This window comes from Streptomyces sp. PKU-EA00015 (genome assembly GCF_013387495.1).
Lineage (GTDB): Bacteria > Actinomycetota > Actinomycetes > Streptomycetales > Streptomycetaceae > Streptomyces.
The window spans coordinates 223483-239096 of sequence record NZ_JABZEE010000010.1; the positions used below are offsets into that span (position 1 = coordinate 223483).

Here is a 15614-nt window from a genome sequence, read left to right on the forward strand (position 1 = left end):
GAGCCGTCCGGACAAGCCGTCGTCCGCCCAAGCGGCCCTTGGACAGCGGGAGTTGAACCGTTCACCTGACGGTGGCGGTGAGGTCTCCGGGGAGTCACCCGGAGGCGAAAGGATGTTGCTCGAGGTGATGCCGGGGACGAGGGGGAGGCGCCCGTGGAGGTCGGGGAGAGACGGACCGCCGAGGAACCGCGGCTGGGCATCAGGCGGGAGTCGCGATCGTCCTGGTCGCGGCGCAGCTTCCTCCTGACGGTCCTCCCGCTGCTGGCCGCCGTGCTGACGGGCACGACGGTGCTGGCGGTGTCGGGGAACATCCTGCTGCCCCTCGAACGGGTCGTCACGCTCGAGGGGAAGATGGCCTCCAAGCGTGACTTCTTCGAGGACGAAGAGGTGCAGCGCATCCTGATGAAGTATCACATACGGGTGCACATCACGAGCTCGGGCTCGCGCGAGGTCGCCGTCCACGACATCTCCTCGTACGACTTCGTCTTCCCCTCGGGGCAGCCCGCCGGCGACCTGATCACCGGCGAGCGCGCGGCGGCGAACCGGTACGCCAAGGTCCACCGTCCGTTCGTCAGCCCCATCGCACTCGCCACCTACCGCGAGTACGCCGAGACGCTCGCCGACGCCGGCATCGCGACCGCGCAGCGGGGGCCCGGTTCCGGCCAGCCGTTCTACTACGTGCTGGACATGCGGAAGTTCCTCCAGCACATCCACGACAAGCGCCGCTGGAACGACATCGGGGTGCGGCGGCACGGCATCACCAACGCCAACCGGATCGTCGCCCAGACCCCCGACGTCTGCGGCTCCAACTCCGCGGGAACCTACCTCGCGCTGGTCGCCTTCACCTGGAACGGCGGCGGCGACGAGGTGCCGGACACGGACCGGGAGGCCGACGAACGCGGCCGGGACATCCGGCACCTCATGGAGCAGGGCCTCCCCGCCGCCGACGTCTTCCGCACCTACATCTCCCCCGAGGGCAAGAACATCGCCCCGGTGGTGGTGGCCTACGAGCACCAGTACCTCGCCTACCAGGTGCAGTACCGCAACCGGTACGGCAAGCCGGACGCGCAGCGCGTACTGCTCTACCCGTCCGGACAGTTCGTCACCCAGCCGCAGTTCATCGCCCTCAACAAGGACGGCGACCGGCTCGGCGAACTGATCACACGCGACCCGGAGCTGCGGCGCCGCGCCATGGAACTGGGCTTCCGCATCCTCGACCCCGCCGGCCAGGTCGCGGGCGACCAGCTCACCCGCTTCCTCCGGGAGCGCGAGGTCCCCGCGCCCGCCTTCGACGGCGACGACACCAGGTCGGAGATGCCCCGGCTGCGCTTTCTGGAGCGCATGATCTCCGCCGTCGGGGACTGTCCCGCCGCCGGCATCGCGTCCGGGCAGCCCTGATGGCGGCGCCCGGCCGCGCGACCAGGCTGGTCGCGCTGTGCCTGGCGGGCCTGTGGCTCGCCGCGGCTACCGCCTGCTCGACGAACCGCCCCGACCCGGTCACCCTGAGCGTGCTGGCCAGCACCGAACTCGCCGACATGGCGCCCCTGCTGGACGACCTGCACCGCGAGACCGGCATCAGGCTGCGGATGGACCACCGGGGGACGCTGGACGCCAGCAACGAGCTGGCCGGACCGGGCCCCCGTCGGCACGATCTGGCGTGGCTGTCGTCCGACCGGTACTACCTGCTGAGGGCCAAGGCGAACGGTGCGAGCGGCGAGAAGCCGTTGGCGACCAACACCATGCGGTCGCCCGTCGTCATCGGCATGAAGCGCGCCGTCGCCGACCGGCTGCGCCGGAACTCCCCGGACGGCCAGATCTCCTGGTCCGACGCGGCCGACGCCGCCGCCGACGGCTCCCTGCGGTTCGGGATGGCCGACCCGCGCCGCAGCAACAGCGGCCTCGCCGCGCTCGTCGGCGTGGCGACCGCCGCGGCCGGCACCGGCACCGCCCTGCGCCCGGCGGACGTCTCCTGCGACCGGCTGCGCGGCTTCTTCGCCGGCCACGCGCTCACCAGCGACGCCTCGGGCTCGCTCGCCGACGGCTACGTGGCCCGCCAGGGCGAGCTGAACGCCCTGATCACCTACGAGTCCGAACTGCTCGTGCTCAACAGGAGCGGCCGGCTCCGCGAACCGCTGGAGATCGTCTATCCCAAGGACGGGATGGTCCTGTCCGACTACCCCCTGCTCCTCCTCGACCCGGCCAAGCGCGCCGCGTACGACCGGCTGGTGGAGTGGCTGCGCAGCGAACCCGTCCAGCGACGGATCATGGAACGCACCATGCGCCGCCCGATCGACCCGGCGGTGCCCCGCGTCGCGCCGCTGCGCGAGGGAGTCGGCAACGCGCTCTACTTCCCCGACGACCAGAGAGTCGTCGACCGGCTCCTCACCGACTACGGGGACCCGCACCGCGACCGCACGGCCCAGGTGATCTTCCTGCTCGACTTCTCCACGTCGATGCGCGGGGAACGCATCGAACGGCTGCGCGCCACCTTCGACGGACTCGCCGGCGCGGACGACTCGCACTCGGGCAAGTTCGTGCGGTTCTACCGCGGCGAGACGCTGACCGTGATGCGCTTCGGCGGGCGCGTACTGGACGAGCGCAGCGTCACGTACGAGGGCCAGGACGACCTGGACCGCCTACGCGGCTTCGTCGCGTCCGACGACTTCGACGACAGCACCGCCGTATGGTCCTCCCTCGAGAGCGCCTACCGCAGCGTGTCCACGGCCCTGCGGCAGCGGCCGGGGCGCAACGTCTCCATCGTGCTGATGACGGACGGCGAGAACAACACCGGCATAGGTCTCGACGCCTTCGTCCGCCGCCACGCGCGGCTGCCGGAGGAGACCCGCGCGGTGCGCACCTATACCGTCCGCTACGGCGAGGCGGACGACGAGGAACTGGACCGGGGGGCACGGGCGACGGGCGGCCGCATGGTCGACGCCACCGGCCGTTCCCTCCTCAGCGCATTCAAGGAGATCCGTGGGTGTGTTCACTGAGGCATGGTGGGGCGTGTGGTGGCCCTGGATGCTCCTGTGGCTGACGACGGCCGCGGGCGCCGCCGTGCTGTTCGTCCTGACCGTGAAGCGGCTGGTCCGGGGCGGACGCGGCGGCCGGGACCTGACGTACAGCATCTGCTTCTACCTGCACGACCGGTCCGTCATGGACCACTACCAGATGCGCGGCTACGCGGCGGCGCTGCGCAAGGAGGTCGAGCAGCGCACCAGTGACAGCAAGGACGGCAGCGTACGGGCGAAGGTCTTCGGGCTGAGCGCGGGCGGCGGGCGCAAGGACAACAGGGAGATCGTCAGCAAGTACATGGAGGTCGCCGAGCCGATCTCCGTCATCGGCGTCATCATGGACGTCCTGGAGAAGAAGGACGTCATCGTCCATGTCGACCTCGTGGGCGAAACGGTACGGCGCAACGCCGCGCTCGCCCGCGCGCTGGCGAACGATCCCCGGTCCGGCGCCTCGCCGGCGCAGACCGTGCGGCTGCGCGACATCGAGGACTTCGTGCTCATCCGCGGCCGGTTCCGCAAGATCGGCGAATCGCCCGAGTCCACGGTCCTCCTCGCCCCCTACGGCGACACCGACGACCCGTCGTCCGGTCCGCGCGTCCGCGTCACCTGCGCGACCGAGGGGCTGCGCAACGAGGTCCCGCAGGGCACGTTCTCGGCGCGCTGCCTGGGCAAGGTGCAGGACTGGAACGCGGCCGAATCGGTGCTCGAAGTGCAGGCCATGGCCATCTTCCGATAGTGTCCGCGCGCAGCAGGGCCGTCCGGAGGAAATGCGCCATGACCAACAGATCCGCGCCGTTCGACGAGCTGGACCGCAAGATCGTCGCCGCTCTCGTCGCGAACGCGCGGACGAGCTTCACCGAGATCGGCGCGGCGATCGGCCTCTCGGCGACCGCCGTCAAACGACGCGTCGACCGCATGCGCGAGGCCGACATCATCACCGGGTTCACCACGACGGTCCGCCCCTCCGCCCTCGGCTGGCGCACGGAGGCGTACGTCGAGGTGTACTGCGACAGCGCGGCGCCGCCGCGCCGTCTCGCGGAAGTCGTGCGCGACTACCCCGAGATCATGGCCGCGATGACCGTGACCGGCGGCGCCGACGCGCTCCTGCACGTGCGGGCCACCGACGTGGAGCACTTCGAGGAGGTGCTGGAGCGTATCCGGGCGGAGCCGTTCATCCGCAAGACGATCAGCTACATGGTGCTCTCCCACCTGCTCACCTCCAGTCCGGAGGCCGGTGCGGGAAGGGCCGCGACCATGGAGGAACCCCCTTCCGGCGAGGCGTGAAGCGAACCGCCGCCGGGACACCCGAAAACGCAGCATTCCTGCGCGTACACGCAGCTCTTGTTTCTTGTCGCCGCTCCGTCCCGATTCCTACCGTGGAGACGTCCACCGGACATCGAGACGAAGCGGGAGGAATCCCTCGGTGCCACAAAGACGTGTGCCCCGGCCCAGGCGTTACCTGGTCTGTGAACCCCGGTACTACGACGTGCAGTACGCCATCAATCCCTGGATGCGCGAGGGCGGCGAGGTCGACCACGACCTGGCCCGCGCCCAGTGGCAGACCCTCGTCAGCACCTACCGAGACCTCGGCCACACCGTCGAGCACGTCAAGCCGGAGCCCGGCCTGGTGGACATGGTGTTCGCCGCGAACTCGGCGCTCGTCCTCGGCGGACGGGTCTTCGGCTCCCGGTTCCACGCACCGCAGCGCAGGCCCGAGGAGGCCGCGTACGAGACCTGGTTCAAGGCCGCCGGATTCGAGGTCCACCGGCCCGAGTCGGTGTGCGAGGGCGAGGGCGACCTGGTGCCCGCGGGCGACTTCGTCCTCGCCGGCACCGGCTTTCGCACCACCCCGGCCGCGCACCGCGAGGTGCAGGAGTTCTTCGGCGTCCCGGTGATCGGCCTCCAACTGGTCGACCCGTACTTCTACCACCTGGACACCGCGCTGTTCGTCCTCGACGACGGGGACCCGGGCGGCCGTGCCCACATCGCCTACCACCCCGAGGCCTTCTCGCCCGGCAGCCGTGAGGTGCTGGCGCGCCTGTTCCCCGACGCGGTGACCGCGACCCGCGAGGACGCCATGGCCTTCGGGCTCAACTCCGTCTCCGACGGCCGCCACGTCCTCGTCGCCCCCCAGGCCGAAGGGCTCATCGGCCGCCTCGAAGCCCACGGTTACGTCCCCGTCCCCGTCGACCTTTCGGAGTTCCACAAGGCCGGCGGCGGCATCAAGTGCTGCACCCAGGAGATCCGCGCATGACCCTCACGCCCGAACGCACCGAGCGCTCCTCCGCCGAGCTGATCCGCGCCGAGGAGACCGCTCTCGCGCACAACTACCACCCGCTGCCCGTCGTCGTCGCCCGGGCCGAGGGCGTCTGGGTGGAGGACGTCGAGGGCCGCCGCTACCTCGACATGCTGGCCGGCTACTCGGCACTGAACTTCGGTCACCGCCACCCGGATCTGATCGCCGCGGCCCACCGCCAGCTCGACGAGGTGACCCTCACCTCGCGCGCCTTCCACAACGACAGGCTCGCCGGTTTCGCCGAGGGCCTCGCCGCCCTCACCGGGCTCGAGATGACCCTGCCGATGAACACCGGGGCCGAGGCCGTCGAAAGCGCCATCAAGGTCGCCCGCAAATGGGCGTACGAGGTCAAGGGCGTCGCGCCCGACCGGGCCACGATCGTCGTCGCCGACGGCAACTTCCACGGCCGAACCACCACGATCGTCAGCTTCTCCACCGACGAGACCGCGCGCGGCGGCTTCGGTCCGTTCACCCCCGGCTTCCGCATCGTCCCCTACAACGACCTCGCGGCGCTCGAGGCGGCGATCGACGAGACCACCGCGGCCGTGCTGATCGAGCCCATCCAGGGCGAGGCGGGCGTCCTCATCCCCGACGACGGCTACCTGACCGGCGTGCGCGACCTGACGCGGCGCGCGAACTGCCTGTTCGTCGCGGACGAGATCCAGTCCGGCCTCGGCCGCACCGGCACCACGCTCGCGGTCGACCACGAGTCCGTCGTGCCCGACATGCTGCTGCTCGGCAAGGCGCTCGGCGGCGGCATCGTCCCCGTCTCCGCGGTCGTCGCCCGGCGCGACGTGATGTCCGTGCTGCGCCCCGGCGAACACGGCTCCACGTTCGGCGGGAACCCGCTGTCGGCGGCCGTCGGTTCCGCGGTCGTCGACCTGCTGGCCACCGGTGAGTACCAGCGCAGGGCGGCGGACCTCGGCACCGTCCTGCGCGACGGCCTCGCCGCGCTGACCGGACGGGGTGTCGTCGGCTTCCGCGCCCGCGGCCTGTGGGCGGGCGTCGACGTCGACCCGGCGGTCGGCACGGGGCGCGAGATCAGCGAACGGCTGCTGGCCGAGGGCATCCTGGTCAAGGACACCCACGGCTCCACCATCCGGATCGCCCCGCCGCTCACCATCACCCGCGAGGAGCTCGAGGCCGCGCTCGCCTCCCTGGAAAAGGTACTCGGCCGATAGCCTCGGGAACCCCCTGAACAGCCACTCCGCGGTTTAGAGTCCTCTCTTTTGGATCAGGCCGGATCAGTGAGTGGGGGTCCCCCCACGCCCGCAGGGCGTAGGGGGAGGGTCTGGTGCCGTACATCGCAAGGCGGAGGATGGAGTCCACGCGGAGCGTCGGCGACTGACGACAACGCTGGGGGCACTCCCCCTGGCTCCGCCGGGAGGTACCCCCACCCGTGCCCGAAGGGCGACGGGGGAGAGGTGCGGTGCCAGGGCACGCGAGCCCGGCAAGATCCGAGAGAGAGGGCCTAAACTCGCGCCCCTGGGAACCGTGCACCCGTGGAACGGAGCGTGGCTGTGAAGATCCTGATCAGCGCCGACATGGAGGGTGCCACGGGGGTGACCTGGCCCGCCGACGTCCTGCCCGGCACCCCCCAATGGGAACGCTGCCGTTCCCTGTTCACCTCCGACGTCAACGCCGCCGTCCTCGGCTTCTTCGACGGCGGCGCCGACGAGGTCCTCATCAACGAGGCGCACTGGTCCATGCGCAATCTGCTGCTCGAACAGCTCGACGAGCGCGCCCAGATGCTCACCGGACGCCACAAGTCGCTGTCCATGGTGGAGGGCGTCCAGCACGGCGACGTCGACGGCATCGCCTTCGTCGGCTACCACACCGGTGCCGGTTCCCAGGGCGTCCTCGCCCACACCTACCTCGCCAACTCCATCACCGGCGTATGGCTGGACGGAGTCCGCGCCGGCGAGGGACTGCTCAACGCCCATGTCGTCGCCGAGTACGGCGTCCCCGTCGTCCTCGTCACCGGCGACGACCTCACCTGCGAGGACGCGCTCGGCTACGCGCCCGGCGCCCTCAAGGTCGCCGTCAAGGACCACGTCTCGCGCTACGCGGCCGTGTGCCGCACCCCGGCCAGGACCGCGTCCGAGATCCGGGCAGCCGCCAAGGAGGCCGCCGCGCTCGCCGTGCGGCACGAACCGGTGCGCGGCGGACCCTTCACCATGGAGATCGAGTTCGACGCCGAGCACCTGGCCGCCGCCGCGACCGTCGTCCCCGGCGTCGCCCGGACCCACGGCGAGAGGCGCGTCGCGTACACCAGCGAGACGATGTACGAAGGCATTCGCACGTTCAAGGCGGTCACGACGATCGTCTCCGCGGCCGTGGAGGAGCAGTATGGCTGACGTGACGACGACGCCCATGGATGCCCAGGCCCTCGACGAAGTGGTGACGTTCACCTCCGAACTCATCCGCATCGACACCACCAACCGCGGCGCAGGCGACTGCCGCGAGCGACCCGCCGCCGAATACGTCGCCGAGCGGCTCGCCGCCGCCGGACTCGAACCCGCCCTCCTGGAGCGGACACCGGGCCGCACCAACGTCGTGGCCCGCATCGAGGGCACCGATCCCTCCGCCGACGCACTTCTCGTCCACGGCCATCTCGACGTCGTCCCCGCCGAGTCCGCGGACTGGACCGTCCACCCCTTCTCCGGCGAGGTGCGCGACGGGGTGGTGTGGGGCCGCGGCGCGGTCGACATGAAGAACATGGACGCGATGGTCCTCGCCGTCGTACGGGCCTGGGCGCGGCACGGCATCCGGCCCCGGCGCGACATCGTGATCGCCTACACCGCCGACGAGGAGGCCAGCGCGATCGACGGCTCCGGCTATCTCGCCGACAGCCACCCCGGCCTCTTCGAGGGCTGTACGGAGGGGATCAGCGAGTCCGGAGCCTTCTCCTTCCACGCGGTCCCCGGCATGACGCTCTACCCCATCGCGGCCGGTGAACGCGGCACGGCCTGGCTGAAGCTCACCGCGCGCGGCACGGCGGGCCACGGCTCAAAAGTGAACCGGGCCAACGCGGTGACCAGGCTCGCCGCCGCCATCGCCCGGATCGGCGATCACGAGTGGCCGGTGCGGCTCACCCCCACCGTACGGGCGGCCCTCGCCGAACTCGCCGTGCTGCACGGCATCGACACCGATGTGCACGCGCCCGGCTTCGACGCCGACGCGCTCATCGCCAAGCTCGGTCCCGCCGCGGCCCTGGTCGAACCGACCGTGCGCAACAGCGCCAACCCGACGATGCTGGCAGCCGGATACAAGATCAATGTGATTCCCGGTCAGGCCACCGCGTACGTGGACGGCCGGATGCTGCCCGGTGCCGAGGACGAGTTCACCGCGACCATGGACCGGCTGACCGGACCGGACGTGGACTGGGAGTTCCACCACCGCGAGGTACCGCTCCAGGCGCCCGTCGACTCCCCGACGTTCGCCCGACTGCGCGCCGCCGTCGAGCGGTTCGACCCGGACGGCCGCACCGTGCCGTACTGCATGCCGGGCGGCACCGACGCCAAGCAGTTCTCCCGGCTCGGCATCACCGGCTACGGCTTCTCCCCGCTGAAGCTGCCACCCGGCTTCGACTACGCGGCCATGTTCCACGGTGTCGACGAACGCGTTCCCGTGGAAGCCCTCCACTTCGGCGTCCACGTGCTCGATCACTACCTGCGAAGCGCCTAGAGAGAAGCGGCACATGGTACCCACCGGGCCCTACGGAACCTGGCCCTCGCCGATCGGCGCCGCCCTCGCCGCCTCGCACGACGGGCAGCCGGACCACCTCGGCATCGTCGGCGACGAGGTGTGGTGGACCGCGCCACGCCCGGCCGAGGGCGGCAGGCGCACGCTGATGCGCCGGCGCCCCGACGGCCACGAGGATGCGGTGCTGCCCGCACCCTGGAACGTGCGCAGCCGGGTCATGGAGTACGGCGGCCTGCCCTGGGCCGGGACCGGGCGGGCCGACGGCGGTCCGCTGATCGTCTTCGTCCACTTCCCGGACCAGCGGTTGTACGCGTACGAGCCGGACCTGCCCGGCGCGCGGCCCCGTCCGCTCACCCCCACCGCGTCCGTCGGCGGCGGACTGCGGTGGGCCGACCCGCGGTTGCGGATCGAGCAGGGCGAGGTCTGGTGCGTCCTGGAGGAGTTCACCGGCGAGGCGCCCACCGATGTACGCCGCGTGATCGCCGCCGTGCCGCTCGACGGCTCGGCCGCCGACGACCGCGGCGCCGTCCGCGAACTCAGCGACGACCGGCACCGCTTCGTCACCGGCCCCAAGGTGTCGCCCGACGGCCGGCACGCCGCCTGGATCGCCTGGGACCATCCGCGGATGCCGTGGGACGCCACGGTCGTGATGCTCGGCGAGGTGACCGAAGGCGGACCGTTCACGCAGGTGCGCACGGTCGTCGGCGAGGCGGACGAGTCGGTCTGCCAGGTCGACTGGGCCCCGGACGGCTCCCTGCTGTTCGTCTCCGACCGTGCCAACTGGTGGGAGCTGCGCCGCATCCGCCCGGCGGGCGCCGCCCCCGGCCACGCCGCCGCCCTGTGCCCGGGGCGGGGCGAGGAGTTCGGCGGGCCGCTGTGGAAGATCGGCTCGCAGTGGTTCCATCCGCTCGACAACGGGCTGGTCGCCGTCGTCCACGGCAGGGGCACCACCGCGCTCGGGATACTGGATCCGGAGACCGGTGAGCTCGTCGACGCCGCGGGCCCGTGGAGCGAATGGGCCGCCACGCTCGCCGTCTGCGGCGACCGGGTGATCGGCGTCGCCGCCAGTCCGCGCAGCGCGTACGAGATCGTCGAGCTCGACACCCGTACCGGCCGGACTCGTGTCATCGGCAGCGCCCACGACGACCCGGTGGACCCCGCGTACTACCCCGAGCCGCAGATCCGCACCTTCACCGGCCCCGACAACCGGGAGATCCACGCCCACATCTACCCGCCGCACAGCCCGGACCGGGTCGCACCGGACGACGAGCTGCCGCCGTACGTGATCTGGGCGCACGGCGGCCCCACCGGCCGCGCCGCGCTCGTACTCGACCTGGAGATCGCCTACTTCACCTCGCGCGGCATCGGTGTCGCGGAGGTCGACTACGGCGGCTCCACCGGCTACGGCCGTGCGTACCGGGAGCGGCTGCGCGAGCAGTGGGGCGTGGTGGACGTCGAGGACTGCGCGGCCGTCGCCGAGGCACTGGCCGACGAGGGCACGGCCGACCCGCGGCGGCTGGCGATCCGCGGCGGCAGCGCGGGCGGCTGGACGGCGGCCGCCTCGCTCGCCACCACGAGCGTGTACGCCTGCGGGACGATCATCTATCCCGTTCTGGACCTGCTCTCCTGGGCGAGCGGAGAGACGCACGACTTCGAGTCCCAGTACCTCGAATCGCTCGTCGGTCCGCTCGCCGAGGTCCCCGGCCGCTACCGGGAACGGTCGCCGCTCACCCACGTGGACGGCATCACCGCACCGTTCCTCCTGCTTCAGGGCCTGGACGACGTCATCTGCCCGCCCGCGCAGAGCGAACGGTTCCTGGCGCAGATGGCCGGACGCGGCGTCCCCCACGCGTACATCGCCTTCGAGGGCGAGGGCCACGGCTTCCGCAGGGTGGAGACGATGGTCCGCGCGCTGGAGGCCGAACTGTCCCTGTACACCCAGGTCTTCGGCATCACCCGGTCCGACATCCCCGCGCTGGAGTTCAGGAAGTGACGAGTGAACCGCTCGGCCGGCCCGCCCGGCTGAGGCCGGGCGCCAGGGTCGCCGTCGTCGCGCCCAGCGGTCCCGTGCCGGACGATCGCCTCGACGCGGGCCTCGGCATCCTGCGCGACTGGGGCCTCGACCCCGTCGTGATGCCCCATGTCCGCGACAAGCACCCTCGGTTGGGGTACCTGGCCGGCGACGACGAGGCCCGCGCCCGGGATCTGACCGAGGCGTGGTGCGATCCGTCCGTCTCCGCGGTGATCTGCGCCCGCGGCGGCTACGGTGTCCAGCGCATGGTGGATCTGGCCGACTGGACGGCGATGCGGGCGGCGGGCCCCAAGGTTTTCGTCGGCTACAGCGACGTGACCGCGCTGCACGAGGCGTTCGCCGTACGGATGGGGCTCGCGACGCTGCACGGGCCGATGGTGGGCGCGGTCACGTTCCTGAAGGACGCGCGCACCCAGGAGTCGCTGCGGGCCACCCTGTTCGAGCCGGAGTCGGTGCGCACCGTCGAGGCCCTGCCGCAGGCCCGCACGATGGCGCCGGGGCGGGCGGGCGGTGTCACCCTAGGAGGCTGCCTCGCCCTGCTGGCCGCCGATGTCGGCACTCCGCACGCCCGGCCGTCCGCCCGCGGCGGGCTCCTGCTGCTGGAGGACGTGGGGGAGGAGGACTACCGCATCGACCGCATACTCACCCAACTGCTGCGTTCCGGATGGCTGTCGGGCGTCGGCGGTGTGCTGCTGGGGTCGTGGGCCGAGTGCGGGCCGTACGAACAGGTGCGGGCGGTGCTGCTCGACCGGCTGGGAGGACTCGGCGTACCGGTGGTGGAGGAGTTCGGCTTCGGACACGGCGAGACGGCGCTGACGATGCCGCTCGGCGTACCGGCCACGCTGGACGCGGATGCCCGGACACTCACGCTGGAGGTACCGGCGCTGCTCTGACTCGCGGTTCCGGTCGTGCGCCTCCGCTTCAGCTCGTTCTTTGTCTTCCGTCTCGCCGACGCCTTCATCACCGTACGCAGCTGATCCGTCAGGCATGGGCGCCCCGCCGCTGGTATGGACGGCCGAACCGCCGCCCATGGGCCCACGCCTGTCTGCACGACCTCTTGGCTTGTTCTTTATGGTCTGACCTCGCAGGGCCGGGACAGGGCTTGACCTCAAGTGCGGTTCGGGTTGGAGGCTTCTTCGTATGCCGCTGGCCGTAGGGCAGCGCAGCACTTCATACGTTGGAGGAAGTCCCATGTCGAGCAGTGCCGTTCCAAACTCCGGCCCCGCTGTGCCCACCGCACCCCCGGTCCGCCGTTCCGGCCTCAGCTGGTGGAAGGCGCTGGTCACCGGCGCGGTCGGCGCGGCCGTGGTCAATCTGATCGTTCTTGCCGTCGCCAAGCTGGCCGGTGCCTCCCTCATCGTCGTCGACGGCGGCGAACAGCACCCGATCACGGTCGGGGGCGTCATCGGCGCCTCCGTCGTCCCGCTGGTCGTCGGGACGGGCGCTGCCCTCTTGATGGCCCTGTGGAAGCCGGTCTTCCTGCGGATCGCGCAGTACGTGGGCGGTGGGCTGGCACTGTTGTCGGTCGCCGGCCCGCTGTCGTCCGGCGCCGACGGCGGCACCGTCGCAGCCCTGTCCCTCATGCACATCACCCTGGGCGTGGCGGTCGTCACTACCCTGAAGCTCCACCGCCGCCACCATTGAGCTTGTCTCTATTGGTCTGACCTCGAACGATGCCCAGAACGTAATCACCCGTACGTGGATTGCGGGGACGTGAAACACGGCATCGACGCCGGGCGGCTGCGGCGGCCCTCGCCGCGCTGCCCCAAGGTTGATCCGGCTGGAGGTCGACCACCTGCCTGGCGGCGGAGACCCGATGCCGGTCTGGCTGTGGTCCTCGAAGACCGGCATGACCAGCGCCGACGTCGAGCTGTGCTGACAGGCGTTCCTTCGCAGATTCGACCTGGAAACACGCCTTCCGGGTGATCAGACAGACCCTCGGCTGGACCCGCCCGAAACTCCGCACCCCCGAGGCGGCAGACCGCTGGACGTGGCTGATCATCACCGCCCACACCCAGCTCCGCCTGGCCCGTCCGCTGGCCGAGGACCTCCGCCGCCCCTGGGAGAAGCCCGCCGAGCCCGGTCGGCTCACGCCGGTCCGAGTCCGACGGGGTTCCGGAACCTCCGTGCTCACCTGCCATGCCCAGCCCGTGCACCGAAACCGAACCGGCCCGGCCCCGGCAGACCCCTCGGCTCGAAGAACCAGCGACCCGCCACCCGCTACGACGTCGGCAAAACCGTGAGACGCCCAGAGACAAGCTCAGACGCCGCGCGGACAGGTGCGCACAGGCACCGAGACGGTGGCGCAGGTACGGGTCTGAGGGATCACGAAGTTGCGACGATCCCCGACCACTATCCGCGCGAGCACTTACGCCTCGCGCAGCTCGTGCGGTGTCTGTGGTCCACTGACCACACTTCTTGATCAACGTCTCTGGGCGTCACGTGGGAGGGTTGCCCGATCCACAGCCAAGATGTCCATGAACCCTGTATCACCGTGGACCGATGAGTTTGGCGCAGGTGGTTGGTCTTACCTGGTGACGATCGTCGACGTACGAGCGTCACGGAGTTGACCTTGACGAATGACGCCGACCTGCAACCTGCTGCAGCCGCCGAGTTGTTGCCCCAACGGCCGGTTCCGGTTGCCGCTTCTCTGCTGAATTCCTGTCAGGAAGTCGGCGCAGGGGCGTTGACGTGCATTTGACACGTATCACAGCATGGGCGCGACCGTCTGCTTACTGGTCGGTATGGCGCCCTCGATGTGGAGGTCCTCGTGTCACGTGCCCTGTCCGGAAGCCGCAAGCCTCTCGTATGGGCCGCGGGGACGGCGCTGCTCGCGCCCCTCGTGCTCGCATCCCCCGCCACGGCCGCCGCCGCTCCGGCGGGTCACTACACGGTCACCGCACTGAAGTTCACCGTCGAGGCGGGTGGCCGCACCTGCGTCGTCGACGCCGACCTCTACCGCCCCGAAGGCGTCGGCATCCACCGGACCGCCCCTGCCGTGCTCACCACCAACGGCTTCGGCGGCAGCAAGTCGGACGGAACGGCGGACACGGCCCGGGCGTTCGCCGCACGCGGCTACGTGGCCATGGCCTACTCCGGGCTCGGCTTCGGCGGATCCGGCTGCCTCGTCTCCCTCGACGATCCGGAGATCGACGGCCGGGTGGCCTCCCGGCTGATCGACTTCCTCGCCGGCACGCGCCCCGCCGACGACGGCACCACGATCGACTTCGTGACCAAGGACGGCAGCGGTGACCCGCGGCTGGGCATGATCGGCGGCTCGTACGGCGGCGCGATCCAGCTCGCCACCGCCGCCGTCGACCGCCGCGTGGACGCACTCGTCCCCCTGATCACCTGGAACGACCTCAACCGCTCGATCGATCCGAACAACGCCAGGGGCACGACCGTCCCCGGCGCCTTCAAGTGGCAGTGGGCCGACGGCTTCTGGCTCATCGGCGAGGGACAGCCGCTGACCAACCCCAGCCTCGACCCATCCCGCTTCAACTCGCTCGACTGCGTGCACTTCGTCGCCCAGGCCTGCGACACACTGCGCCTGCTCAACTCCGGCCGATATCCGGCCGACCGCGTCGACGACATGCGGAGCTTCGCCCGCAGCGTGTCACCCGTCTCCTACCTGTCCCGGGTCGAGGCCCCCACTCTGCTCGTCCAGGGCCAGGCCGACAGCCTGTTCACCCTCAACGAGGCGCAGGCCAGCTACGAGACGCTCAGGGCCCAGGGCACCGAGACCAAGATGATCTGGCAGTCCTGGGGCCACAGCGGCGGCATGACGGACCCCGCGTCCGGCGAGCTCAACATCGGCGCGGGCAACCTGGAGACCAGCTACGTGGGGCGGCGCATCCTCGCCTGGTTCGACCGGTACCTGCACAGGAACGCGAACGCGGACACCGGGCCCGCCTTCGCCTACTACCGCGACTGGCAGAGCGGCTACGGCGAGGCGCGCGCCGTCCCCTCCCTGTCCCAGAAGCTCTACCTCTCCGGCGACGGCAAACTCGTCGACACCCGCGCGAAGGTCGCCCGCGGCAGCCGCACCTACGCCAACTGGCTCGTGCCCACCAGCCACTCCGAGTCGTCCCTGTCCGGCATCGTCGGCCTGCCCGACCCCCAGCCGTACGACACTGCGGGTACCTGCCTGGGCTGGCGCAGCGAACCGCTGACGGCCCCCGTCGACGTGGTCGGCGCGCCCAGGGCCCGGCTCCAGGTGGTCTCGCCGAAGACCGAGCGCGTGCAGCACTCGAACGACGCGGCGGACAAGCTGGTGCTGTTCGCCAAGGTCTACGACATCGCCCCGAACGGCACGAAGACCCTCGTCAACCGCCTGGTCGCGCCGGTCCGGGTGCCGGACGTGACCAGGCCCTTCACCGTCGACCTGCCGGGCATCGTGCACCGCTACGAGACGGGCCACCGGCTGGAGTTCGTGATCGCGGCGAGCGACACGGCGTACTTCGGCAACCGGGGCGTCAAGCCGGTGACGGTCATGAGCGCGCCCGAGGACGCGGGGGTGCTGGAACTGCCGGTGGTGCGGGGGAAGGTGTCCTGACGGGGGCTTGGA

Annotated in this window: 12 protein-coding genes and 1 pseudogene; all 13 read left to right on the plus strand. The window is 71.0% G+C overall.

What is annotated here, in order from left to right:
- Positions 1 to 153 precede the first annotated feature (153 nt).
- The gene (locus tag HW130_RS10285; protein WP_309140385.1) at positions 154 to 1398 is read left to right on the plus strand and encodes a hypothetical protein; all 1245 of its coding nucleotides are present in this window, start codon (positions 154 to 156) and stop codon (positions 1396 to 1398) included.
- Positions 1398 to 2993 carry a VWA domain-containing protein gene (locus tag HW130_RS10290; RefSeq protein ID WP_177149153.1) on the plus strand — a complete coding sequence of 532 codons (1596 nt, stop codon included), beginning with the start codon at positions 1398 to 1400 and terminating at the stop codon, positions 2991 to 2993. Before HW130_RS10285 ends, HW130_RS10290 begins: the two co-directional genes overlap by 1 nt.
- Complete coding sequence (locus HW130_RS10295; protein WP_309140387.1) at positions 2977 to 3750, plus strand: hypothetical protein; 774 nt, start codon at positions 2977 to 2979, stop codon at positions 3748 to 3750. Before HW130_RS10290 ends, HW130_RS10295 begins: the two co-directional genes overlap by 17 nt.
- A gap of 38 nt (positions 3751 to 3788) precedes the next feature.
- Complete coding sequence (locus HW130_RS10300; RefSeq protein ID WP_177149154.1) at positions 3789 to 4298, plus strand: Lrp/AsnC family transcriptional regulator; 510 nt, start codon at positions 3789 to 3791, stop codon at positions 4296 to 4298.
- 139 nt (positions 4299 to 4437) lie between these two features.
- On the plus strand, positions 4438 to 5268 hold the full coding sequence (gene ddaH / locus HW130_RS10305; RefSeq protein WP_177149155.1) for a dimethylargininase: 831 nt from the start codon (positions 4438 to 4440) through the stop codon (positions 5266 to 5268).
- The gene (gene rocD, locus HW130_RS10310) at positions 5265 to 6491 is read left to right on the plus strand and encodes an ornithine--oxo-acid transaminase (protein ID WP_177149156.1); all 1227 of its coding nucleotides are present in this window, start codon (positions 5265 to 5267) and stop codon (positions 6489 to 6491) included. Before ddaH ends, rocD begins: the two co-directional genes overlap by 4 nt.
- A gap of 339 nt (positions 6492 to 6830) precedes the next feature.
- Positions 6831 to 7667, plus strand: coding sequence for a M55 family metallopeptidase (locus tag HW130_RS10315; RefSeq protein WP_177149237.1), 837 nt, complete (start codon positions 6831 to 6833; stop codon positions 7665 to 7667).
- Entirely contained in the window at positions 7660 to 8997 is a 1338-nt protein-coding gene (locus HW130_RS10320) for a M20/M25/M40 family metallo-hydrolase (protein WP_177149157.1), read from the plus strand. Before HW130_RS10315 ends, HW130_RS10320 begins: the two co-directional genes overlap by 8 nt.
- Positions 8998 to 9010: 13 nt before the next feature.
- Complete coding sequence (locus HW130_RS10325) at positions 9011 to 11008, plus strand: prolyl oligopeptidase family serine peptidase (RefSeq protein WP_177149158.1); 1998 nt, start codon at positions 9011 to 9013, stop codon at positions 11006 to 11008.
- Positions 11005 to 11940: an LD-carboxypeptidase gene (locus tag HW130_RS10330; protein WP_177149159.1), complete on the plus strand. Its 936-nt coding sequence runs from the start codon at positions 11005 to 11007 to the stop codon at positions 11938 to 11940. Before HW130_RS10325 ends, HW130_RS10330 begins: the two co-directional genes overlap by 4 nt.
- A gap of 298 nt (positions 11941 to 12238) precedes the next feature.
- Complete coding sequence (locus HW130_RS10335; RefSeq protein WP_177149160.1) at positions 12239 to 12691, plus strand: DUF6069 family protein; 453 nt, start codon at positions 12239 to 12241, stop codon at positions 12689 to 12691.
- 127 nt (positions 12692 to 12818) lie between these two features.
- Positions 12819 to 13307 (plus strand): annotated as a pseudogene (locus tag HW130_RS35815) (transposase); the annotation flags it as partial.
- Positions 13308 to 13817: 510 nt separating this feature from the next.
- Positions 13818 to 15602, plus strand: coding sequence for a CocE/NonD family hydrolase (locus HW130_RS10340; RefSeq protein WP_309140388.1), 1785 nt, complete (start codon positions 13818 to 13820; stop codon positions 15600 to 15602).
- Positions 15603 to 15614 lie beyond the last annotated feature (12 nt).